The sequence below is a fragment of the Undibacterium sp. SXout7W genome (assembly GCF_049339385.1).
GTDB lineage: Bacteria > Pseudomonadota > Gammaproteobacteria > Burkholderiales > Burkholderiaceae_D > Undibacterium.
The window spans coordinates 135,218-157,642 of sequence record NZ_JBMPPF010000008.1; the positions used below are offsets into that span (position 1 = coordinate 135,218).

Here is a 22,425-nt window from a genome sequence, read left to right on the forward strand (position 1 = left end):
TGAGGCCGCATGCAGCGAATTCATCGCATGTTCATCGCACTGTTCATCGTACTGATAGTCACACTTACATCAGTTACTTTGTTGGCTGGCCTGACCGGATGATGTACCTGATGGCCAGACCAGCCAAAATGCAGGCAGTCGAATACAATAGGGGTTGTGCTGATGCAGGTAGCAACGCACCTCAAAAATGAAAAGTGACCTCTATGGATACCAGCTCGATTGCCGATTTTTTTGCCCATAACAGCAGCCTGCTGGTATTTGGCAATGTCCTGTTACAGCAATTAGGACTGCCCGTTCCTGCGGTTCCGACGATGATGTGGAATGCCAGTCAGATGACATCCGCAGGGCAACTCTTGAGTTTATTAATCGCTGCCGTCACAGCTTCATTGGTCGCTGATATGATCTGGTATCAGGCGGGCAAAATATATGGCTACAAAATCCTGAAATTTCTCTGCAAAATGTCGATTAATCCAGGCTCATGCGTTAATCAGACCGAAGCTCGTTTTCTTCAATGGGGAGTCTGGTCGCTGATTTTTGGCAAATTCATCCCCGGCTTCTCCACCGTTGCACCGCCTGTTGCAGGCGCCATGGGCATGCCACGTGCTGCGTTCCTGTTCGCCTCTGCCGCTGGCGCAGGATTATGGGCCGGTCTTGCACTGTTGGCGGGTTATGCATTGCAGGCACAGTTTGACGCAGCACTAGCTTTACTTTCCGCGTATGGCATCAGAATGATATTTATCGTTGCAATCATTCTGATGAGCTGGCTGGGATGGAAATTCTGGCAAAAAAGGCGCTTTGAGATGCTCAGTGGTATCCCACACATTAGTGTCGCAGAACTGGCTGGTCGTTTTACACAACATCAAACACCACATATCATCGATTTGCGCAACGGCACACTGGCGGCGGAAACAGGCTGCATTCCCGGTGCTGTGATCAGCAATCAAAAAACACTCGCGCAAGTGGCGGCACATTGGCCCAAAGAAGAATTAATCGTCACCATCTGCGCCTGCCCCGGTGATGCAGGGGCGATACACGCAGCGCACACCCTCAAAGAAATGGGCTATCAGGATGTGCGTCCGCTCACCGGAGGATTTGAAGCCTGGCATAGTCAGGCAACGATGCAGCCAGGATTATTGGTCTGCGCCTGAGCCTAACTCTTACGCACACAATATCAGCCTGATTCCATCCTTACCGCTCCCCAGACTGACTAGGTACCTATTGCGCTGTATGTACCGCTTCCTTGTTGTGCGAATGTAGTCAGGAGAACTTCACCATTAGCTCGACCAAAGATGCTTCCAGCAATACCGGCAAAGAAGAAAATGCCTTCATCGGATGGTGGCACCATGAAAAAAACGCAATGTGGCGCTTTATCTCATGCACAATTTTTTTTATGCTCTGCTTCCCAGTGCAAGAGATGCCATTTTCTGAGCACTCGAACTAAGACTTGAACTAAGGCAAGACCAATCCCATCGCTGATACAGTGAGATGGATCAAACTTGCATTTAACATGTTGTTTCATCTCAGAATGTTATGTACTGATTTCATTGCCCTGTTGACCGCTTTTTATGATGCCTCTCAACAACAACCAGCCTATCAATACACTTAAAGGACAACAAAATTGAAAATTCGATTTGTAAAAACACAGGACTACGCGCAGTGGCTACCACTTTGGGAAGCATATCAACGCTTTTATAAAACCAGTATCGCTGAGCTGGTAACGCAAAAAACATGGGCACGCTTTTTAGACTCCGACGAGCCCATGCATTGCGCCGTAGCAGAGCAAGATGGTGTGTTGGTGGGCGTGGTGCATTACATCCGGCACCGTAGTTGCTGGACAGAGGGAGACTACATTTATTTACAAGACCTATTTACCGCCCCTGACTTACGCGGAAAGGGTATAGGACGGGCACTGATTGAACATGTTTACACCGCAGCTAAAGCGCAGGGCTGCAGCCGGGTACACTGGCTCACACATGAGAGCAATACTGACGCCATGAAACTGTACGACAAGATCGCTGACAAAAGTGGCTTCATTCAATATCGAAAATTAATGGCTTAAAAAGTGTCCAGATCACTCCGTCGCAGCAACCCTGGATAACCTGCATCGGGACGGCAAGCGACTTCCCCCTCCTGCTGACAGAGACAATGATATAACTGTCCGCACCCGAAAACTGAATGCGGGTACCAGTCATGCACGCCTCGGAAGTTTTTGGTATATACCGGGCGATCATGAACGAAACAAGATGCTCCCTTCACGCAGTGACTGAAAACCCGATACGCGTAGCTATATTGAAGGTTGTTGAGATGCGAGATAACATGTCGGGTTATCGTGCAAAAAAACACTGCTTCAGCATTAGACTAAAAAACTCATCATGAAAACCGATAACGACATCATTTGTCAGGTTAAGAACCTGACTTTTTCTTATTCTGATTTTCCGTTGTTCGATCAGAGCAATTTTGATTTTCACGCTGGCATTAACCTGGTGCTTGGGGGGGATGGCAAAGGTAAAAGTAGTTTGTTGAAATTATTAGCGGGTGTTTTGCATGCACATACCGGACAACTGCTGATACACGGCACTTCTCTTCAAGAACAACCTGATGCTTACCGCAAGCAGGTATTCTGGATTGACCCCGCGAGCGATATGTTCGACCACATGACGGCACTGGAATTTTTTGCCTCATTATCCGCCAGCTACCCGGGTTTCGATGCCGATCAAATTCCCCAACTGGCCGAAGGCATGGGATTAACACTACATCTACACAAACAATTGTTTATGCTATCTACTGGCAGCAAGCGCAAGGTGTGGCTGGCTGCTGCCTTCGCCGCCAACGCGCCCGTCAGTTTGCTTGATGATCCGTTTGCTGCACTGGACAAAAATTCAATACAATTTATCCAGAGCCTGTTGAAACAAGCGGCCGACGATCCTTCCCGCACCTGGATATTGGCGATGTATACAGAGCCAACCGGAGTACCACTAAAAAATACAATCAACCTCGGTGACTAAAAAACCCTGAGACGTCCTTCGATCAACATATCGCAGCACAATTCATTTCGCCCTACAGTAGTACGCTGTTTCAGCTTGTTTTTTTGGCGAGTAAGCACTTCAAAAACGACGTAAAAATAGGGAAAATCAGCTACTCAGGTATTCCAAATGCGCGGTATGCGTGCGGGTTGTCTGGCGACGACGGGGCGTAAGTGTTGCCAAACCAGTTGCATCCAGGCGCGGGCGACTTCGCTGGAGTTGCCGAGATAACGCGCGACCAGTACTGACTTCATTTGCGTGACGCCGCATAAAGCCTGGGGCTCGCGCGCATCCAATAAGGCGCGGCTTTCTTCGCGTAATTGCAGAAGCTGTGCGCTGCTGAGCATGGCTCCTGCCGCCAGCAGCATGCCACTGACGGAGCGACCAGCGAGCCCCAGTGGGCTTTGCATGGACTCACCATCACCTTCCAGACAACCTTGCTCAAACCAGATCAGTTTGCCGTCACGATAAATACGGCTGTGTTGCCAGATGTTGCCGCTGGTATAGGTTTCACCGGCAGCGGTGCGGCCAAAACACAAAATGTCGGACGCGATGACGGCGGCATTGCCGCTGAGGTGGATGTCCTGATGCAAGGATACACAGGCATCATCAAAAAATATGGTTTCTTGCGGCAGCCATTCCATGACCGCGCCATCAGCCACATGCAGCACCACAGCTTGCTTAGATGTGTAACCGTTGCCGCGATACCATTTGGCGGCACCGGGCGTGGTGATCAGTGCGTGGGTTCCCTCACCCAGCGTTGCGCTGATCTGCAACTGGTCGCCACCGACCACTCCACCGGGAGGATGAATAATGATCGCGTGGCAAATCTCTGCGCCTTCGGGATACAAAGGCTTTTGCACCCGCAGCGGGCCGCTGTGTTGGCGCTCAGTTAGGCGTGTGGTTGCCGCATCTTTGGTAAAACCGAGTTGCAAACGTGCCTGCCAGTGGCTTTTCTCTGGGGCTGATGGTGCAGATACTGCAGCAGTTTCGGTGATAGGTTCAGCGTCAGGTGCAGTAACAGAAATGGGCAAACTCATGCAGGCTCACAACAAAAAAACAAGAACCACACTATACAGCCAGATGGCGTTTGATATCGTCGCCATCCATTAACTCCTGCGAACCGGAAGCGACGACCTCACCGCGTGACAAGACGACAAACTGATCGGCCAGTTCACGTGCGAAATCAAAATATTGTTCGCAAAGCAGAATGCCCATATCGCCGCGTTCACGTAAGAGCCGGATCACACGACCGATGTCTTTGATAATCGATGGCTGTATGCCTTCGGTGGGCTCATCGAGAATAATCAGCTTGGGTTCCGCCAGCAAAGCGCGGGCGATGGCGAGTTGCTGTTGCTGACCGCCAGACAGATCGCCGCCGCGCCGGTGCAGCATTTCCTTCAACACGGGGAATAATTCATACACTTCGCCTTTGATCGTCTTGGCGCGTTTCGCTGGCAGCGTTGCCATGCCCATCAAGAGATTATCTTCCACCGTCAGACGGGCAAATATCTCGCGCCCTTGCGGCACATAGGCGATACCGGCCTTCGCCCGCTCATGCGGTGTCAGCTTATTGATATTGCGTCCTTCAAACATCACTTCGCCCTGCGACGCAGGCAGCACGCCCATCAGGCATTTGAGCAAGGTGGTTTTACCGACGCCGTTACGCCCCAACAAGGTCAGGCATTCGCCTTTTTTCAGCGATAGCGAAATCCCACGCAGCGTATGGCTGGAGCCGTAATATTGATGGAGTTGATTAACTTCTAGCATGATTTTCCTGAATGAAAACGACCACGACCTGAATCCGGCATTGACTACGATGAGCAAAGCTGATCAACATCAGCGCCCCAGATACACTTCGATCACACGTTCATCTGCCTGCACCTGTTGCATCGTTCCTTCAGCCAGCACGGCACCTTCGTGCAATACCGTGACCTTACCCTGCTGTGCAATCTCGGTCACGAATCCCATGTCATGTTCCACCACCATGATCGAATGTTTGCCGCGCAATTCATTCAGCAATTCGGCGGTGCGTGCGGTCTCGGCATCGGACATGCCTGCCACCGGCTCGTCCAGCAAAATCAGTTGCGGCTCTTGTATCAGCAACATGCCGATTTCCAGCCATTGTTTTTGCCCATGCGACAGCAAACCAGCAAGCCGTTTTTCTTCGCCCTGCAAACGTATCAGTTGCAAAATTGCCGCGATCTTGTCGCGCTGTTCGCTATTCAATCTGGCAAATAAAGTCGTCTTGACCCGCTTATCCATTTTCATGGCGAGTTCCAGATTGTCGAATACGGTGTGTTGCTCAAACACCGTGGGGCGCTGAAATTTACGGCCGATACCGGCATGTGCAATCTCGACTTCATTCATCTTGCTCAGATCCATGGTCTGACCAAAAAATGCGGTGCCCGATGCAGGCCGGGTTTTGCCGGTAATCACATCCATCATGGTGGTTTTTCCGGCGCCGTTGGGGCCGATAATGCAACGTAACTCTCCGACCGAGATATCCAGAGTCAACTGATTAATCGCCTTGAAACCATCAAACGAAACGACGATGTCTTCCAGATACAGAATCGCGCCATGCGTAGTATCCAGCCCTTCCTGTTTGATACGTCCGTAGGAGACACCCTGATCGCCCGTCTCGCCCTCATATTGCTGACCAGGACGCAATACTCCACTCATGACGGTACTCATGCTGGCTCCTTATTTTTTTTCAACCGACCGATGACGCCGAGCACTCCCTGCTGCATGAACAGCGTCACCAGAATAAAAAGCAAACCTAGTGCATACAACCAAAGGTCCGGGAATGCCGCTGTAAACCAGCTCTTCAGTCCATTCACCGTAAAGGCGCCAATGATCGGGCCAAGCAAAGTACCTCTTCCACCCACAGCTGCCCAGATCACCATTTCTATGGAATTGGCGGGCGACATTTCAGATGGATTGATAATGCCAACCTGCGGTACATACAATGCCCCCGCAACGCCGCAAAGCACTGCCGATAAAGTCCAGATAAATAATTTGAACCATAAGGGGTTATAGCCGATAAACATCAGTCGTGATTCTGAATCCCGCACCGCCTGCAACACCCTTCCCAGCTTTGACGTCACAATCCAGCGGCACAACAATAAGGCACCCAGCAACACAGCCAGGGTCATCAGATACAACACTGCTTTCGTACCCGGCGCGGTCACACTGAATCCGAGGATACGCTTGAAATCGGTAAAGCCATTATTACCGCCAAAGCCAGTGTTATTTCGGAAAAACAGCAACATGAATGCAAACGTCATGGCTTGGGTGATGATGGAGAAATACACACCTTTGATACGTGAACGGAAGGCAAAAAATCCGAATACAAATGCCAGCATGCCTGGTACCAGCACCACCAGCGCCATGCAATACCAGAAGTTATCTGTCATAGACCAGTACCATGGGTAGGTTTTCCAGTCGAGAAACACCATAAAATCCGGCAAATCGCTTTGATATACGCCATCACGACCAATAGCACGCATCAGATACATACCATGGGCATAAGCACCCAGCGCAAAGAAAACACCGTGTCCTAAAGACAGAATTCCGGTATAGCCCCACACCAGATCCAGTGCCATCGCTGCCAGTGCATAACACATAAACTTGGCGACGATGGCAATCGCATAGGCGGATATATGCAGGGTATGGCCTTCAGGAAAACTCAGATTCAGTATTGGCAGTGATATCGCAAGTGCAGTCAGAACCAGAATGCCAGTCCATGCCGGGCGAGAAAATAAATGGCGCATCATTCGACACTCCTTCCTTTGAGTGCAAACAAGCCTTGTGGTCTGCGTTGAATAAAAACAATGATGAATACCAGAATCACGATTTTTGCCATCACAGCGCCAGCGACCGGCTCCAGAAATTTATTCACTTCTCCCAGCCCAAAAGCGGCAATCACGGTTCCTGCGAGTTGTCCGACGCCGCCCAGAACGACGACCATGAATGAATCAACGATGTAGCTCTGTCCAAGGTCAGGCCCGACATTGCCCAGCTGTGACAAAGCAACGCCACCCAGACCTGCAATGCCAGAGCCCAGACCAAATGTCAGCATGTCGATTTTTCCGGTTGGGACGCCGACGCAGTCAGCCATCCGGCGATTCTGTGTGACAGCACGAACAAATAATCCCAAACGTGTTTTATTCAGTATCAGCCACACCGCCAATACCACGGCCAGCGAGAAAAATATAATGATGATGCGGTTATAGGATAAGACCAATGATCCCATAACGGTGATACCGCCCGACATCCAGGCTGGATTAGCGACTTCCACGTTCTGCGCACCAAAAATTGACCGTACGCCCTGCATCAGTACCAGGCTGATGCCCCAGGTGCACAAGAGTGTTTCCAATGGCCGACCGTAGAGCCAGCGAATCACGGTGCGTTCCAGCACGATGCCGACAAGTGCAGAAACGGTGAACGCGGCAGGTAATGCGAGCAATAAATACGCATCCAGCGCACCAGGGAAAAAATGACGAAACAGGAGTTGGCAGGCATATGTGGTGTAAGCACCGATCATCAACAACTCGCCATGTGCCATGTTGATGATGCCCATCAGGCCAAACGTGATCGCCAGCCCTAAAGCAGCCAGCAACAAAACACTGCCTAACGATATGCCATAAAATAAATTGCCGACGAACTCGGTCCGGGAAATACGGGCATCAATCGCATTCAGTGTGGCAACCGCTTCCACTCTGATACTTTCGTCTGGCTCACCGTAACTGCCATCCGGATTTTGCGCCAGCATTTTCTGCAACACTGGCTTGAGATTCGCGTTCGGACTATCGACCAGTGCTTTGACTGCGGCTTTGCGCAACGCTGGATCAGATGATTGCAGATTGGCTGTGGCAATCAACATTTGTAACAGCGATTTGATCTCGGGATCATTTTCTTTCAAATAGGCCTTGTTCAGCAAAGGCAACTGTTCCGGCGTTGCTTCTTTTTGCAATGCCACTGCTGCACTCAGGCGCACTGCACGTTCTGCGGAAAATAATTTCAACCCTGAGAGTGCACTATCGAGCGCACCGCGCAAGCGATTATTGATGGTGATCACTTCCGCACCATCAGGCAAGGGGCCGTGCCGTCCATCCAGCAACGCGGTCGCCTGATCACCTTCCAGTAAAAAGACTGCATCGTCTTTGGCATACAGGGTTTCGTTTTTCAGACCATTTAAAATAAGCGTGGCTTCTTGATTACCCGATGCTGCAATATCATTGACAGCGACTATCCGCGCATCCGGATCATCTCCAGCCAGCGCCTTGAGCAAGCTGGCATCCAGCGCCGCATGGGCGTTGATACTGAACAAGAGTGCGGCCATCAATCCTACAATTTTTTGACATATCATAAAGTGGCAGACGCGATAGAGTAGCGAAAAGGGAATAGTGCTGGAACGATAAAAAGGGGCAGCAACTCTCCCGGCAGCTCCGTCAGAACAATCAGGAGCTGCCAGTCCTGTGCAAAAATATTTCAGAAAATTTCAGAAAATTTCAACAACCAGCGTTATCTGATTTATCTGATATCTGATATCTGATGTATCGGTCTGACCTATCGCGCTATGCCATTCGTTTGATGAAAAACATAGCAACCACAAGCAGACCGTCACCAACAGATTTACAGTTTTTGTTTGGACTCGTTGCCTGGGATGTATGGGCTCCAGGGCTGAGCACGGATTGGCGTTTTGGTTTTGTAGACAACGCTGAATTGTCCATCCGCCTTGATTTCGCCAATCATGACTGGTTTGTGCAGATGATGATTGGTTTTATCCATCATCAACTCAAAACCCGATGGTGCCTTGAAGGTCTGACCACCCATAGCGGCGATGACTTTATCGGTGTCAGTGGATTTGGCTTTTTCGACAGCTTGTTTCCACATATAGATGCCGACATACGTCGCTTCCATAGGATCGTTGGTGACGACGGTGGCAGCGTTTGGCAATTTTTTAGCGGCTGCATAGTCTTTCCACTTTTTGATGAATTCCGTATTCACAGGATTTTTCACTGACTGGAAGTAGTTCCAGGCGGCCAGATGTCCAATCAATGGTTTGGTATCAACACCACGCAACTCTTCTTCACCCACAGAGAAAGCAACCACAGGCACATCTGTCGCTTTCAGGCCAGCATTGCCGAGTTCTTTGTAAAACGGCACATTTGAATCGCCATTAATTGTGGAGATCACAGCGGTCTTGCCACCGGCAGCAAATTTTTTGATATTAGCAACGATGGTTTGATAATCAGAATGACCGAACGGTGTATAAACTTCGTCGATATCGCTGTCTTTGACGCCTTTGCTATGCAAATAGGAGCGCAGAATTTTGTTGGTCGTGCGTGGGTAGACGTAATCCGTACCCAGTAAGACAAAGCGTTTGGCACCACCGCCCTCTTTGGACATCAGGTATTCCGTTGCTGGAATCGCCTGTTGGTTCGGTGCAGCGCCAGTGTAAAAAACATTTTTTTCCAGCTCTTCACCTTCGTATTGCACTGGATAAAACAGCAGGCTGTTCAATTCTTTAAAAACCGGTAAAACGGATTTGCGGGAAACGGACGTCCAGCAACCAAAGACGACTGAGACTTTGTCCTGCGAGACCAGTTGACGGGCCTTTTCTGCAAATAATGGCCAGTTAGAGGCAGGATCAACGACCACCGCTTCCAATTTTTTCCCCATTACGCCGCCTTTGGCATTGATTTCATCAATGGTCATCAGCGCCACATCTTTGAGCGAGGTTTCAGAAATCGCCATCGTGCCGGAGAGGGAGTGCAAAATACCCACTTTAATGGTGTCGGCCGCCATTGCCTGCGACATCAGGCCAGAGGTTGCCAGTGTGATTGCTGCAAGTGCAGTTGCTTTCAAAACGATGCGACGTGTCATGTTTTCTCCTGATCATGGTTGATTACAAAGACTTCATCAGTGAGATAGCAGATAGCGTGCCAAGCCAGCAAAAGCATGGAATGCGGAGTAAAAATAATCTGAGAAAAATAGAAAAAATGGGGAGTATGTAGCTATTTACCCTTATAGACTACGTAAATAAAGGCGATTAATAAATACACCAGGGAGTATTTATTATGCTTCTGCCGTGAAAAAATCCCGTCTTAGATCTCCCCACAGACCATTCTGGGCAGAACGTACATCCAGAAAAAAAAGGCGATGAGCCAAAACAGTGAAAATATGTCATTCGCTTCTGCAATCCTTGCTGCAAACATTTTTTCAGTGCGACATTCGCCCTGAAATTGTGCAACAGAAGAAAAACGTATTACCCAAAGGAAAGAAGGAACACAAAACGACACCAGCCGTGCCGGCATTAGAAAATGCCTGGCAGATCATTGACAGATTATTAGCAAGGGGCAGTAACGGGCAGGCATGCCCAACACCGCATCAAATGAGACGGCACGTCGCAGTATTTCACTGACAGGGACTCATCAACAAACATATCTGTGGATCAAGATACGGCGGCTATATGGAGCCGGATCAACATCAACAGAGGCAGAGGCCATACAAATAAAAATGCGCTCACTCCAGTTGTAAGAGTGAGCGCATCTATGTCTGGTCGGTGGGCTTGCTCTCGAGAGTAAGAGCCAAGCACACCTCGCTACCATCAGGCATATCGGTTGCATGTACAGCAGCTAGGAAGAATCATATCAAAAGTATATGACTGCTGTATGACGCAGATCAAATCAAATGCCCCTCCGCAGTCAGGCTTCAACGTCCTTGCTCCAAAAGTCAAAAGCGACACCATCCGATGTCGCTTTTGATTCTGCTGCAATCCCCACAAGGGGGCTACCCGTTATTTAGCTGTCACGGTAATTGGCACAGTCACATTTGCTTTACGACCCAGCGAATCGACTACCGATACTGCCATACTATAAGTACCGGTCACAGGGCTGGCCCAGTAGGTATTAATAGTTAAGCCGCTCATCGAAAATGTCATGCCCAGTGGGGCATTCGAGATAGACAATGAAATACCAGTGGCTCCAGGAGCAGAAATCGTGATACTGCCTGACATCGCTTTACCAGCCACACCTGTCATTGCCGGCGCAGTGACGGTCAGCCCTGCAGCCACTACTGTCACGGTATATACGCCCTGCCCGCTTAGGCCAGTTTTACTATCTTTAGCGACCACGGTCACCGCATATGTTCCGGCAACAGGCGATGCCCAGCTGACCACACCTGCAGTGCTGACGGCCATCCCAGTTGGAGCACCAGTCAGACTGTAAGTCACTGGATTAGCTGACGTTGCAGTCACGGTAAAGGACAATGCAACACCAACCTGACCAGAAATACTCGCCGTCGATACTTTTGGCGCAGTCGCTGCAGCAATCACAACGGTATACACGGCCTGACTGCTCAAACCAGTTTTACTGTCCTTGACCACCACGGTCACCGGATAGCTACCGGCCAGAGGCGTCGCCCAAGTCACCACACCTGTGGTACTGATCGCCATACCAGCAGGTGCGCCAGTGAGGCTGTAAGTCAAAGGATTCGACGACGTTGCTGAAACAGTGAACGACAATGCCGTACCCACGGTTCCATTGACTGTTGTGGCCGTAATCACCGGTGCAGTCGCTGCTGTAATAGTGACGGTATATACTGCCTGACCAGTTAAACCCGTTACGCTATCCTTGGCAAGCACAGTCACCGCATACGTACCAGCAACTGGTGTTGCCCAGCTGACGACTCCGGCTGTACTGATAGACATGCCGGCAGGAGCACCTGTCAGACTATAGGTTAACGCGTTGGCAGAAGTGGCTGATACGGTAAATGACAGCGCCGTACCGACCTTGCCACTGATCGCTGCTGCAGTCACAACCGGCGCCGTTACGACGGGTGCGGTCGATGCTCCCGTCAGCGTTGACAGCAAACTACTGACATTCGGCGTTCCCAGTCCGCTCAGAGGGTCATAGCCAACTTTGGCAGTACAAGTGGTACAAGTACCATCACTACCCTTGGTAATATCCGCAAAAGCAGCTGCATAAGTGCCTGGCACTGTCGATATCTGTCCATATAAAACAGCATGAGGCGTACCTAAGGCTGCTTTAGAAGATAAGGCTCTGGATGCATTCGCGATCGCGATAATCCCTGCCCACTGAGGTGTTGCCAAACTCGTGCCACCAGCACTGACCCAGTTCACAGTAGCGCTTCCCGGAGAAATCATCGCCACATACTGACCCGTAGACGGATCTGCATTGAAAGCCACGTCGGCTACCGCGCGACGCGCTAACGTCCCCATTCCGGGCACCGATGCTGTCTGGTAGGAAGGCACAGGTGTGTAAGAACTGATACCACCGCCAGTACCCGACCAACTGACTTCAGTACGAGCGCCAGACCCTGAGTAAGTCAAGCTTGTTCCACCAACAGCCACCACATTTGGTGACACTGCAGGCCATTGCACAGATGCACCAGTATCACCCGTTGCAGCCAGATAAGTCATCTTCGCTGAAGTAAACGTAGAATCCACCGATGCAGTCCAGTTCCCCTCTAATGAACCAAAACTCATCGAGACAATACCGGGACCCATCGTATTCGCCAACTTGATCGCACCCAACATATTGTTCATGGAAGCATCAGGCGCTTCGATCAGTACAATGCGTGCCAAGGGTGCGGTTGCATGCGCCCATTGCACATCCAGTGCGATTTCCGAAGCCCAACCAGCATCGTAAGCAGGCGTAGTAGCAATCATGGTTCCGCTCGCCGTACCATACACGACCGACAATTCGCATGTCGTGGCCGACGCTGCGGGCAAAGGCAGAGTAGTGCTGGTTGCGATGGCCTTCAGCGTACACGCTGGCAAACCAAATTTTTGATTGAACGCAGTCAATTCCGCTACCAGACTTGGATCGTGATTAGCGTTAACAATATAAATCGTCTGACCAGCGCCCAGTTGCGCTGCCTGAGTTGACGTCAAACCTGTAAAACTCGCCGGTAAAGCAGGCAGGCCGTAAGCGGCTCTGATTTGTGCAGGAGAGTATGTTGCTACAACAGCACCTGTTGCCATGGGCGTCACAGTATCCTGCGGAGCAACCGCTTGCATGCGACGATGACGGACAACATTTTCCGATACCTGCAACGCTTCAATCGCTGCCAGATTCAGACGACGGGATGAAACATTTCTTAATTCAGCAGACAACTCCTGATGATGCGGCTGCATACGTGCCGTTGCCGTGTTATTGGACGCATCAGCATTGTCTGGTGCTGCCAGCAACGCCGGAGCCAGATGAAATGATGGCTGCACCATTTGCGCGGCAACATCTGCGGGCAGAACAGGCACATCAATCTGAAAAGTCGTGGTTCCAGTCGCGATCTCTGCCTGCGGTTTCAGCGCAGGCAGCGCTTGCTCAGCCGTCTGCTCGCCGCCGCAAGCACTCAACACCAGCGCTGCACATACGCCAGTCATCCAGCCATAGTTCTTCGCAGGAAGGGATAATTTGTTCAAGGAAGTTGTTCTGCTCATAGCCTCAGGCTCCAATAAGGATGAGGGCTGCTCAGATAATCTCACCAGACAGTAAGATTAGCGACCCCGCTACCGTGGCGCAAAGCGCTGTAGGCCGGAAGTTTTGCGTCCTCGCTTTTCAGCAAGTTTGCCCTCGGGTTTTCAGATACTGATCGGGTGATTGGTATCTGAATTTAAGTAATTAGCTCAAATTGTAAGAGCAAAACCACACTTTCAGCCAAACAAAACCGTTAACAATTGTTATTTGGAACCAACGATGTGCAAGAATCAAGAAAATAACAACAGGATAATCAGAAAGGCATTTCTTTTTAACTTTTCATTACAGCAATAAATCTTATCCTTCACTTCATCAAAAAACCGCATCTGTCTTTCGATCAGATGCGGTGACTTTTTACATATATTGCTCAGGTAAGACAGGCATAAAAAACTTGCTTTACATTGAGTGGTATAAACAGCAATACCAACATGCAAATCAATACCAGAGACTGACTACAAAGTTACGTTAAGCCATCACCGAAGCAGTGGCGTCGTCATCTACGCATTCAAACTCCAATGGCAACATAGAACCCGTTTCACGGTAACGGCTATGCCAGGCAAATGCTTTCTCCAGTACGTGCGGAGTATGACCACCACGCTCAGTCGCTTCAGCAACATACGCGAGCAGCATCGCACGATAAGGTTCTGCGACGCATTGGCGAATAATGACCTGTGCACGCTCGCGTGGTGCCAGCCCGCGCAAATCTGCCAGACCAATTTCTGTCACGATAATATCGACATCGTGCTCATTATGATCGACATGCGACACCATTGGCACGATGCTGGATATCTTGCCTCCCTTGGCTGTCGATTTGGTTGCAAATACGGACAAATAGGCATTGCGGGCAAAATCGCCGGAGCCACCGATACCGTTCATCATGTGTGTACCAGATACATGCGTGGAGTTTACATTGCCATAAATATCAGCTTCCAACGCTGTATTAATCGCGATAATCCCTAAACGGCGGATCAGTTCAGGATGATTACTCACTTCTTGTGGACGTAATACCAGGCGGTCTTTGTATTTGGCAATATCAGAAAAAACTTCCTGATGTTTTTGGGCCGACAACGTGATTGACGAACCTGAGGCGAAATCGAGTTTACCGGCATCAAATAAATCAAATGTTGAGTCCTGCAATACCTCTGAATACATTGTCAGATGCTCAAAAGGACTGTCTATAAAACCCGTCATTACCGCGTTCGCGATCGTTCCGATACCTGCCTGCATTGGCAACAAACTATTAGTCAAACGCCCGGCAGCCACTTCCTTTTTGAAGAAATTAACCAGATGCTGTGCGATTGCATCCGTTTCTTCATCCGGTGGCAAAATCGTCGAAGAACTATCCAGTTTTTCGGTAATCACAATCGCGACAATTTTTTCTGGTGGAATATTGATGCTGGTTGTACCTACTCTGTCGCAGACAGAAATCAGCGGAATCGGCTCACGATGCGGGCGATGTTTAGGGATAAAAATATCGTGTAAGCCTTCCAGTTCCAGCGATTGTGTGAGATTGATTTCCACAATGACTTTCTCGGCGAGTATCGCAAAACTTGCGCTATTGCCGACCGATGTCGTCGGGATAATCGCACCTGTTTCAGTAATGGCAATCGCTTCAATAATGGCGACATCGATAGGGGCAATCTGTCCTGATCTCAATAACTCTACCGTTTCAGACAAATGCTGATCGACAAACATCACTTCGCCACGATTAATTGCGGCACGTAGCACAGGGTCAGCCTGAAATGGCATCCGGCGAGCAATCGCATGCGCTTCTGTCAGCGTTTTATCAACATCGCTTCCCATGGAAGCACCGGTCATCAGAGTGATTTTCAGTGACTCGTGACGCGCCCGCTCAGCAATCGCGAGTGGCACGACTTTAGCATCGCCCGCCCGCGTAAATCCACTCATACCAACAGTCATACCATCTTCTATCCAGGCTGCGGCTTCTGCCGGACTGGTAATCAGCTGGCGCAAATCCGCGCGACGAATACGGTCTTCAAAATTGTTATACATCCTGGTCTCCTCACCTGATAAACGATTGATCAATCCCTGCTTATATCCGCCTTCGGTCGTCTCACAAAAATCGGATATGTATTCAAGAGCGCGCACTTAAGCCAATCTGTGAAGTTCTCGGTAACTCAATACAACTTCACGCATTGAACACAGGCTCACCCTATCTGTTCTGATTCAGCACTACTTATCAGCATCAGTTTTTATGCGCCGTTATTGGCAACAACATTCACAACAATGCTTAACTCAGACAATAATTGACCGGCCGCAAAGGTTCAGGCACGCAAGGATCCTGCAACGCTTCACGCAAATCAATTTCGATTGCCCGACAAATCGCATCCAGAGGCAAATCATTCGACTCAAGGCCGAAAGGTTCTTCGATCTCGTCACCCAACGCATCAAGACCAAAAAAAGTGTAAGCAACAATTGCCACCACAAAAGGCGTCATAAAACCAATGGAATCCACCAGACCAAATGGCAATAAAAAACAATAGATGTACGCGGTACGGTGCAATAACAACGTATAAGAAAATGGAATCGGCGTATTTTTAATACGCTCACAAGAAGCAGAGGCTGCTGTCATTGCAGAAAAGGTTGCATCCAGAGAAGCTGCGAGACAAGCATCAATACGAGATTCTTTCAGACACTGCGCCAGATCAGCACCCATCTGCCGCATCAAAAAATCTGGTTTATTAAATGCCTTCTGCAAACCCAGCCATTCTGCATTGCTGACTAAAGAACCTAATGTCGGGGAGATGGCCTGTTCCCGTAGCAGGTCACGCAATGCATATGCGAACAAAATTGCACGATAAATCATGCGAACACGTATATCGCTCAGACCATTCTGCGCCGCTGCCGGTGCTTGGTCGCTGATCAACGTCAGACACTGACGCGACAAATTACGACTCCTCAATACCAGCTCCCCCCAAAGTTTCCGGCCCTCCCAGAAACGGTCATAAGCAGCATTGTTCCTGAAACCCAGAAAAATCGCGATGGGCAAACCGATCAGGGTGAAAGGAATCGTTGTCAGCGTAATTTTGAGCTTAAACAAATCACCATGAGACAACGTGACTAACGTCGCAATCACAATATTCACGATCAATGTCGGCAAAATACGAGGCATAACTGAACCTCGTAACAGCAGAAAAAGACGAAAGCCGGATGGACGATCACGAATAATCACAACAACAATCCCAAATCAGACGAACCGATAACGATGACCAAGGCAAGATCAACCCAGGCAAGCTCAATAAATACATCAAGTTAAGAACCCCATATTTATCACTAATATATACCTAATTAAATCACTAATATATAAGTAAGTCAACCCGTATAATTTACTTGAATTTAAAATTGATTTAAGACAGCATGGAATAAAGACGTTAAAGCACAGGATAAAATGGAAAAAGCTATGAAAAACAAAATCGCCAACCGCAACCTCCCACAATTGTTTTTACGCGCACGCGCATCACTGATGGCACACTTTCGGCCAATTCTTAGTCATTTTGGATTAACGGATCAGCAATGGCGGATTTTACGTTTGCTGGCGGAACACCAACAACTGGAGCCGCGCGAGTTATGTGAGCTGTCTCAGATACTCAGCCCCAGCATGGCGGGTGTGCTGACCAGAATGGAAGAAATCGATTTAATTCACCGCAATCCCATGGAGGGCGACCAGCGGCGCGTACTGGTAAGCCTCTCTCCGCACGGTACAGAACTGATGACCGAAATTGCTCCCATGATAGACAGCCAATACCAGCACATAGAAAAATCGATAGGCAAACAAGGTATTCTCGATTTAATCCAGGAACTTGAAGAGTTCATTACAGCAGCAGAATCCAGCGTACAGCAGGTTGACATTGTAAATAAAATGATCCATAACAAAACCACCATGAGTACGCAGAAAGCAAAGCGAATAAAAAAATAATATGCTGACAAGCATCATTTTTACTCACCATCGCAATAACAATGAGGCGGTATTAGCACCATCAACACCGCTTAGCCGGGCGAATGATACGTGCGGGACAGAAAGCAGTTGCCAGAAACTGCAAATGCTCGTATAATTCGTGGCTCTCTTACTGATCAAGCAAGAGAAGATTTCAGTGGTGGTCGTAGCTCAGTTGGTAGAGTCCAGGATTGTGATTCCTGTTGTCGTGGGTTCGAGCCCCATCGTCCACCCCACTATTTCTATAAGTATCAAGTACTTACGCGCTGTGGATAACTTATTTTCGTAAACTTTACAACGAAAATTAAAACTTTACAACGCGATGAAAAAAGCCCGATGAAAATCTGGGCTTTTTTTATGCCCCTCTGTAACGGCGCACCAAGTTTGTCCCCCGTTTGCAAAATGTTTGTCGCCGTATAAATCCCTATATTCGCAAGATAATTGCCACTGAAACGTTAAAGGCCGGATGCCCAGGCTTTTTTGCGTCAATGCTGAATTTAAATAAACAAATTAGTTTATAAATACATTGATATTATAAACATTTATGTTTATAATTAACTCCATCGAAACAACACATGGAGGTGCAGTGAAACAAAGTGAGTTTGTGCGGTGGCTAAAAGATCAGGGAGCAACTTTTAAAGATGGAACGAATCACTTAAAAGTCTACTTGAACGGGAAGCAAAGTCACCTACCAAGACACCCGAGCAAAGAATTAAAAACGGGGTTGGTCGAAGGTGTTAAAAAACAACTGAACATAAAATAAGGTAAGCCCCGAAAGGGGTTTATCCTCGACTCACAAGCTGCACCAATTATTTATTAGGAACCCATATGAAATATCCAGCAAAATTTGCAGAGGATACGGACGGCGGATATGTCGTTACATTCAGAGATATTCCTGAAGCAATCACACAAGGCGAAACATTAGAAGAAGCCAGTGAGATGGCTGCCGAGGTATTACTCAGCGCGATGGACTTTTATTTTGAAGATTCACGACCAGTTACGTTGCCATCAGCACCGCTACCAGGTGAATACTTAATCGAGTTGCCGCTGTCCGCAGCAGCAAAAGTGCTGTTATTGAATGAAATGCTGCATCAGAAAGTTACACCAGCCGAGCTGGCCAGACGACTCGATACTTCGCCTCAGACTGTAAATCGCCTTGTTGATCTGCATCACGTGACAAAAATCGACGCAATCCAGTCAGCCGCAAAAGCACTTGGAAAAACGATAGAAATCAGCTTCGCGTAAATAATAAAGCCCGGTAGATCCGGGCTTTATTCATATTGCAAACGTCTGTACATTTTTTTTCAACAAACTACTCCCCGGATACTCTCAGTATCTGTTAATGGACTCAGGCAACTGGCTTTTTAACACTCGCGACGATCAGATTGAAAATCGGCTGAATCAGCGGCCAGGCTTGCTCAATACCGCTTTCAATGTTCATCGCAGACGCTATAGCGCCACGTACTGCTGCGGCCTTCTGATTACCCGGCGCATCAGGAATCAGCGCTTCGATTTGCAGCACAATCTTTTTAATCGTGTCTTTGTTCTGCTCCAACCACGTCAGCAGCTGTAAAAAAATCATAAATGTATTCATGTCATTCTCTTTCAATAGTGGCACTTCGTTGAAATTTGTAGTCCATCTATGGACTCGATGTAGTCAGCCGCCCGGGTTATCCCAGATAGACCTGTACTGATGGGGCGCAGACTCACTGAGCACTGGTTCTGGTGATGTAGTCGTAACCACGTCTGGCACTGCTGGCTGCTCTGCTGGATCGGGTTGTCGGGCTGGCAGAATGCCGATTTTGTCTGTTGATGCAACAGTGGCGCCAGCGTTGAACAGCCCGATAAGCACAGCACCAACACCAGCGATATGCGTAATATCATCCGGCGTGAGATGAAAATCATAGCCATATATTTTCCCGATCCCGATAACACCACTAAACAATGCAACCAGTGCGTTCAGAATCAGCTGCTTGTTTTTCAGTTTCACTGCATCAGCGACAGACTGACCAGCACGGAACACGTTATAAAACGACGATAGCCTTTCAAACATCTTGCGCTCCTTTACGTAGTAACCGACAAATACGGAGAACCCACCCTTTGCCATACGTCGGCCATCCAGAACATCGAGTCATGTACTCCATCCGCTCGGCATCGAACCGCATCACAATGTCATGTGTCTGCATCTTGGCAATTGCTGCTTGTGTTACGGGGCCAACATGGCCATCATCAGCAACGCCAACGGCTCGTTGCAGCATCCGAATTGCTCCCTGCACACCTGAATTAACAGCGGCATCCATGAGGTGTCGAGCAATTGAAAGTGGGGCGCCATCGAGTTGCAATACATCCCAGAAATCGCGCTTATAAATTCGCTTTGCATCATCAAGCGTCAATCCAGAAATATTCAAATTTGGATATGTACGTTTGCTAATCCCGAATTTTGTTTCACCACCAGGATCACGTAAGTCATTCACGTAGCCACCTTCTGCAGGCAGAACGTCCTCATCCATCACAACATCAAATTTGCTCATTTTTTAACCGTTCCTTTCGCTCTGCCCGCCACTCTTTCATAGGGGCAGAGTGATAAAACTGAAATGCAATCCATAAAATCGATGCCAGCGCAGCTAGCGGCGGCAACATACCAGCGAGTGACCCGATCGTTGCAGCGATGGACGCTAGATCGATGTAATGTTTAATCTCGTCCATGCGCACTCTTCTTTTTCGTAGTCGTAAAAAAACCGCCCTCGGGCGGCATTGATCTGAGTATTGCAGCTAATCTATTTGGATCGAATCGCCAGGGTTCCCTGATACCAAGCGCAGCGGCCACAGCTTCTGAGCAGAACCATTTGCGTTTTTCACCGACCACAATGGATAAAATAAAATGAACATTCCCCAATACATCATATTTTTGCCCCTGATGTTGCTCAAACCATGCCCGTGCTGCTGGCTCAAGCTCATCGGGCACCGTGATGAACTCCCATTTTTTAATATCCAGATCGATATGCTTGAATCGGACTCCCCCGTCCATAAACGATGACGATGCACATAATCCATCAGTGAACAGAATTTCTACGTGTGAATACCGTCCGCGCGTCCACCATTTCACGAGCCGATTGTAAATACCGGGCAAGCCATCATGATTTGCCGCATAGAATGCAATTCGCATGTCACTCTCCAAAATTTATTTTGAAATTACAGCGCGGCGGCAGTGATAAATAATGAATCTAACTGCGCATTAGTGATCCCCATCGATGCAACGACAGCAGAGAGCAGAGAATCATCGCGGCGTACTGTGTTTGAAAATTCCCACTTCGCCTGCGCTTTCTTTCTAGCAACTTCATCAGGAATGTTGGCTAGGAAAGTATTTACATCATCAAGCAAGCCGGCTTCAATAAGCACTGTGCGAGCTTGCCACATCGCAATGGCTTCAGGGACTCTTGGTGTATCGGGGATACCGGTATCGACTTCAATTAAGTGTGTCATTATGCGACTCTCATGTAGTAAGGGCGGGTGTTTGCTGGCGAATCTGCGAACAAGGCTTTAGCGGTATCTGTGTAGGTTCCACCAGAGACGGATTGGTACGCAGTTGTAGAGTTAGGAACAAGGCACGCAAAACCTGCACCAGTGTAGTTAGCCATGAAGGAATTACCACTCACAGATGTGCCGGCTGTCCAGGTAACACCATTATCTTTGGATACCCACGATATTACAGTACCGAAGTTATTAATCAGGACAAATGATCCACCACCAAATAGTAGGTATGCTGCGTTAGATGGTAGACCAGAGTTAAAGGTCGAAAATGTAATGCCGTCAGGCGTGGTAAAACCTGATGAACCTCCCTGCGGCGGGTATAGGTACATGAATACCCCGTTACCAAATACCAGACTAGGTGGGTAATATATGCTGAATGCCCCGTAAATCACTTGAGGAGCGGTGATGCTGAAAAAGACACTACCGTTGAAACTCTTGTACATCGTACTGGTATATGCAGTCTGTGTGTACATTAGATACATGCCATTACCATAAGCTCCAGTCAACTGAGCAACTGGTAAGGTGATGTTAGTGTAGGCGGTGCTTGAGGTTATCAATATTCCAGCTGTGGTATCAGTAGTGACTACACAACCGTTTGCACCGTAAGCGAAACCTCTGTAATTAGCTACTGGGACGCTGAATAATGTCCACGAACCAGTAAGTCCAGTAGTTGAAGTATAGAAGCTACCAGAACTTCCACCAGAGTTGATAAGCAAGAAGTAAGTGCCACACCATACCACCGCAAATATGCCTGACGCAGGTAAGGTCTGCGTAGCCCAACTTGCCCCTCCGTCCGTAGATACAATATATGAGGATACTGAAGATGCAGCATTAGTAGCTATGACCGTACCGGTACCTGAAGAAGCCATTACCGGTCCTCCAGTAATGCTTACACCAGTTTTAGCCACCCAAGTTGTTCCATCCAATATCGTGACGCTTGGCGCAAGTGGATAAGTTGCGGAAGTGGCTATTACACCTGCTTTCAACCATGTAGCCCCATTATCTGTAAAACTAGAACCTAAGTTTTTGAATGGTACTAATCCACCGACAGGAACATAACCAGAACTACCTGAAGGCACATCAAACGCGATCTGCCAATTTGCGATCGTTCCGCTGCCGTTGGTTGTTGCAATAGTTGCGCTCAATGCGCCAGTGCCAGAGTTGTAGCCGGTAATCGTGCCCTTCATGTAGTTACTGACGTTCGTCACATCAGTGAATTTAACGGGCATGCCGATAGGAAAACCAAGCCCTGTCTGCGTCGTGAACGTCTTAGCTCCAGTGCCAATCGTGTTCGATGTCGTACTTGTACCTGTCACGCCAAGTAGCGACTGCACCAGTGCTTGATTGACTTGCGTGGTCGCCGCATCGAACATTGGTGCTGCAGAAGCCATCCAGACTGTGAAGGCATAGG

At 48.7% G+C, this 22,425-nt stretch carries 22 protein-coding genes, 1 tRNA gene and 1 riboswitch; of the genes, 7 read left to right on the top strand and 16 right to left on the bottom strand.

What is annotated here, in order from left to right:
• Window positions 1-203 precede the first annotated feature (203 nt).
• The 3 genes from ACO0LB_RS09850 (at window position 204) to ACO0LB_RS09860 (ending at window position 3,005) form a co-directional block, all read left to right on the top strand.
• Window positions 204-1,148, top strand: coding sequence for a VTT domain-containing protein (locus ACO0LB_RS09850; RefSeq protein ID WP_423048897.1), 945 nt, complete (start codon window positions 204-206; stop codon window positions 1,146-1,148).
• 470 nt (window positions 1,149-1,618) lie between these two features.
• Window positions 1,619-2,059, top strand: coding sequence for a GNAT family N-acetyltransferase (locus ACO0LB_RS09855; protein ID WP_423048899.1), 441 nt, complete (start codon window positions 1,619-1,621; stop codon window positions 2,057-2,059).
• A 313-nt stretch (window positions 2,060-2,372) separates the two neighbouring features.
• The gene (locus tag ACO0LB_RS09860) at window positions 2,373-3,005 is read left to right on the top strand and encodes an ABC transporter ATP-binding protein (RefSeq protein ID WP_423048901.1); all 633 of its coding nucleotides are present in this window, start codon (window positions 2,373-2,375) and stop codon (window positions 3,003-3,005) included.
• A gap of 134 nt (window positions 3,006-3,139) precedes the next feature.
• Here the strand turns inward: ACO0LB_RS09860 and ACO0LB_RS09865 are convergent, their stop codons facing one another.
• The 9 genes from ACO0LB_RS09865 to ACO0LB_RS09905 all read right to left on the bottom strand — a co-directional run bounded on the left by ACO0LB_RS09865 (window position 3,140) and on the right by ACO0LB_RS09905 (window position 16,721).
• The gene (locus tag ACO0LB_RS09865) at window positions 3,140-4,063 is read right to left on the bottom strand and encodes an urease accessory protein UreD (protein ID WP_423048903.1); all 924 of its coding nucleotides are present in this window, start codon (window positions 4,061-4,063) and stop codon (window positions 3,140-3,142) included.
• Between the two features lie 31 nt (window positions 4,064-4,094).
• Window positions 4,095-4,793, bottom strand: coding sequence for an urea ABC transporter ATP-binding subunit UrtE (gene urtE, locus ACO0LB_RS09870; protein WP_423048905.1), 699 nt, complete (start codon window positions 4,791-4,793; stop codon window positions 4,095-4,097).
• 69 nt (window positions 4,794-4,862) lie between these two features.
• Entirely contained in the window at window positions 4,863-5,717 is an 855-nt protein-coding gene (urtD, locus tag ACO0LB_RS09875) for an urea ABC transporter ATP-binding protein UrtD (RefSeq protein ID WP_423048907.1), read from the bottom strand.
• The gene (urtC, locus tag ACO0LB_RS09880; protein ID WP_423048909.1) at window positions 5,714-6,799 is read right to left on the bottom strand and encodes an urea ABC transporter permease subunit UrtC; all 1,086 of its coding nucleotides are present in this window, start codon (window positions 6,797-6,799) and stop codon (window positions 5,714-5,716) included. Before urtC ends, urtD begins: the two co-directional genes overlap by 4 nt.
• Window positions 6,796-8,367 (bottom strand): urea ABC transporter permease subunit UrtB, encoded by a 1,572-nt coding sequence (gene urtB / locus ACO0LB_RS09885; RefSeq protein WP_423048911.1) that lies wholly within the window; start codon window positions 8,365-8,367, stop codon window positions 6,796-6,798. The genes urtC and urtB overlap by 4 nt, the downstream gene beginning before the upstream one ends.
• A 293-nt stretch (window positions 8,368-8,660) precedes the next feature.
• A complete protein-coding gene (gene urtA / locus ACO0LB_RS09890; protein ID WP_423048913.1) occupies window positions 8,661-9,914 on the bottom strand; it encodes an urea ABC transporter substrate-binding protein in 1,254 nt (417 codons plus the stop codon).
• A gap of 913 nt (window positions 9,915-10,827) precedes the next feature.
• On the bottom strand, window positions 10,828-13,491 hold the full coding sequence (locus ACO0LB_RS09895) for a putative Ig domain-containing protein (protein ID WP_423048915.1): 2,664 nt from the start codon (window positions 13,489-13,491) through the stop codon (window positions 10,828-10,830).
• A 56-nt stretch (window positions 13,492-13,547) separates the two neighbouring features.
• Window positions 13,548-13,633, bottom strand: a riboswitch (cyclic di-GMP riboswitch).
• 360 nt (window positions 13,634-13,993) lie between these two features.
• Window positions 13,994-15,541: an acetyl-CoA hydrolase/transferase family protein gene (locus ACO0LB_RS09900; protein WP_423048917.1), complete on the bottom strand. Its 1,548-nt coding sequence runs from the start codon at window positions 15,539-15,541 to the stop codon at window positions 13,994-13,996.
• Between the two features lie 238 nt (window positions 15,542-15,779).
• Entirely contained in the window at window positions 15,780-16,721 is a 942-nt protein-coding gene (locus ACO0LB_RS09905) for a bestrophin family protein (RefSeq protein ID WP_423048919.1), read from the bottom strand.
• A gap of 228 nt (window positions 16,722-16,949) precedes the next feature.
• Here ACO0LB_RS09905 and hpaR point away from each other — a divergent pair, with 228 nt between their 5' ends.
• The 4 genes from hpaR to ACO0LB_RS09925 all read left to right on the top strand — a co-directional run bounded on the left by hpaR (window position 16,950) and on the right by ACO0LB_RS09925 (window position 18,728).
• The gene (hpaR, locus tag ACO0LB_RS09910) at window positions 16,950-17,465 is read left to right on the top strand and encodes a homoprotocatechuate degradation operon regulator HpaR (RefSeq protein ID WP_423048921.1); all 516 of its coding nucleotides are present in this window, start codon (window positions 16,950-16,952) and stop codon (window positions 17,463-17,465) included.
• A 178-nt stretch (window positions 17,466-17,643) separates the two neighbouring features.
• Window positions 17,644-17,719 (top strand) — tRNA-His (locus ACO0LB_RS09915).
• 308 nt (window positions 17,720-18,027) lie between these two features.
• Window positions 18,028-18,246 carry a type II toxin-antitoxin system HicA family toxin gene (locus ACO0LB_RS09920; RefSeq protein ID WP_423048923.1) on the top strand — a complete coding sequence of 73 codons (219 nt, stop codon included), beginning with the start codon at window positions 18,028-18,030 and terminating at the stop codon, window positions 18,244-18,246.
• 65 nt (window positions 18,247-18,311) lie between these two features.
• Window positions 18,312-18,728: a type II toxin-antitoxin system HicB family antitoxin gene (locus ACO0LB_RS09925; protein WP_423048925.1), complete on the top strand. Its 417-nt coding sequence runs from the start codon at window positions 18,312-18,314 to the stop codon at window positions 18,726-18,728.
• 103 nt (window positions 18,729-18,831) lie between these two features.
• Here ACO0LB_RS09925 and ACO0LB_RS09930 read toward each other — a convergent pair whose 3' ends face one another.
• The 7 genes from ACO0LB_RS09930 to ACO0LB_RS09960 form a co-directional block, all read right to left on the bottom strand.
• Window positions 18,832-19,077 carry a hypothetical protein gene (locus tag ACO0LB_RS09930; protein WP_423048927.1) on the bottom strand — a complete coding sequence of 82 codons (246 nt, stop codon included), beginning with the start codon at window positions 19,075-19,077 and terminating at the stop codon, window positions 18,832-18,834.
• 63 nt (window positions 19,078-19,140) lie between these two features.
• Window positions 19,141-19,536, bottom strand: coding sequence for a hypothetical protein (locus tag ACO0LB_RS09935; protein ID WP_423048929.1), 396 nt, complete (start codon window positions 19,534-19,536; stop codon window positions 19,141-19,143).
• Window positions 19,529-20,014: a glycoside hydrolase family 108 protein gene (locus ACO0LB_RS09940; RefSeq protein WP_423048931.1), complete on the bottom strand. Its 486-nt coding sequence runs from the start codon at window positions 20,012-20,014 to the stop codon at window positions 19,529-19,531. The genes ACO0LB_RS09935 and ACO0LB_RS09940 overlap by 8 nt, the downstream gene beginning before the upstream one ends.
• A complete protein-coding gene (locus ACO0LB_RS09945) occupies window positions 20,001-20,189 on the bottom strand; it encodes a hypothetical protein (protein WP_423048933.1) in 189 nt (62 codons plus the stop codon). Before ACO0LB_RS09945 ends, ACO0LB_RS09940 begins: the two co-directional genes overlap by 14 nt.
• On the bottom strand, window positions 20,176-20,649 hold the full coding sequence (locus ACO0LB_RS09950; RefSeq protein ID WP_423048935.1) for a hypothetical protein: 474 nt from the start codon (window positions 20,647-20,649) through the stop codon (window positions 20,176-20,178). The genes ACO0LB_RS09945 and ACO0LB_RS09950 overlap by 14 nt, the downstream gene beginning before the upstream one ends.
• 26 nt (window positions 20,650-20,675) lie before the next feature.
• Window positions 20,676-20,966 (bottom strand): hypothetical protein, encoded by a 291-nt coding sequence (locus ACO0LB_RS09955; RefSeq protein ID WP_423048937.1) that lies wholly within the window; start codon window positions 20,964-20,966, stop codon window positions 20,676-20,678.
• A complete protein-coding gene (locus ACO0LB_RS09960) occupies window positions 20,966-22,405 on the bottom strand; it encodes a hypothetical protein (protein ID WP_423048939.1) in 1,440 nt (479 codons plus the stop codon). Before ACO0LB_RS09960 ends, ACO0LB_RS09955 begins: the two co-directional genes overlap by 1 nt.
• Between the last annotated feature and the right edge of the window lie 20 nt (window positions 22,406-22,425).

Bases quoted from the DNA above. Each gene is read 5' to 3' on its own strand.
- ACO0LB_RS09865 (WP_423048903.1), bottom strand. From the start codon at position 4,063: ATGAGTTTGCCCATTTCTGTTACTGCACCTGACGCTGAACCTATCACC.
- ACO0LB_RS09945 (WP_423048933.1), bottom strand. From the start codon at position 20,189: ATGGACGAGATTAAACATTACATCGATCTAGCGTCCATCGCTGCAACG.
- urtD (WP_423048907.1), bottom strand. From the start codon at position 5,717: ATGAGTACCGTCATGAGTGGAGTATTGCGTCCTGGTCAGCAATATGAG.
- ACO0LB_RS09860 (WP_423048901.1), top strand. From the start codon at position 2,373: ATGAAAACCGATAACGACATCATTTGTCAGGTTAAGAACCTGACTTTT.
- ACO0LB_RS09930 (WP_423048927.1), bottom strand. From the start codon at position 19,077: ATGAATACATTTATGATTTTTTTACAGCTGCTGACGTGGTTGGAGCAG.
- ACO0LB_RS09935 (WP_423048929.1), bottom strand. From the start codon at position 19,536: ATGTTTGAAAGGCTATCGTCGTTTTATAACGTGTTCCGTGCTGGTCAG.
- urtA (WP_423048913.1), bottom strand. From the start codon at position 9,914: ATGACACGTCGCATCGTTTTGAAAGCAACTGCACTTGCAGCAATCACA.
- urtC (WP_423048909.1), bottom strand. From the start codon at position 6,799: ATGATGCGCCATTTATTTTCTCGCCCGGCATGGACTGGCATTCTGGTT.
- ACO0LB_RS09850 (WP_423048897.1), top strand. From the start codon at position 204: ATGGATACCAGCTCGATTGCCGATTTTTTTGCCCATAACAGCAGCCTG.
- ACO0LB_RS09895 (WP_423048915.1), bottom strand. From the start codon at position 13,491: ATGAGCAGAACAACTTCCTTGAACAAATTATCCCTTCCTGCGAAGAAC.
- ACO0LB_RS09955 (WP_423048937.1), bottom strand. From the start codon at position 20,966: ATGACACACTTAATTGAAGTCGATACCGGTATCCCCGATACACCAAGA.
- hpaR (WP_423048921.1), top strand. From the start codon at position 16,950: ATGAAAAACAAAATCGCCAACCGCAACCTCCCACAATTGTTTTTACGC.
- urtB (WP_423048911.1), bottom strand. From the start codon at position 8,367: ATGGCCGCACTCTTGTTCAGTATCAACGCCCATGCGGCGCTGGATGCC.
- ACO0LB_RS09900 (WP_423048917.1), bottom strand. From the start codon at position 15,541: ATGTATAACAATTTTGAAGACCGTATTCGTCGCGCGGATTTGCGCCAG.
- ACO0LB_RS09920 (WP_423048923.1), top strand. From the start codon at position 18,028: ATGTTTATAATTAACTCCATCGAAACAACACATGGAGGTGCAGTGAAA.
- urtE (WP_423048905.1), bottom strand. From the start codon at position 4,793: ATGCTAGAAGTTAATCAACTCCATCAATATTACGGCTCCAGCCATACG.
- ACO0LB_RS09925 (WP_423048925.1), top strand. From the start codon at position 18,312: ATGAAATATCCAGCAAAATTTGCAGAGGATACGGACGGCGGATATGTC.
- ACO0LB_RS09960 (WP_423048939.1), bottom strand. From the start codon at position 22,405: ATGGCTTCTGCAGCACCAATGTTCGATGCGGCGACCACGCAAGTCAAT.
- ACO0LB_RS09950 (WP_423048935.1), bottom strand. From the start codon at position 20,649: ATGCGAATTGCATTCTATGCGGCAAATCATGATGGCTTGCCCGGTATT.
- ACO0LB_RS09940 (WP_423048931.1), bottom strand. From the start codon at position 20,014: ATGAGCAAATTTGATGTTGTGATGGATGAGGACGTTCTGCCTGCAGAA.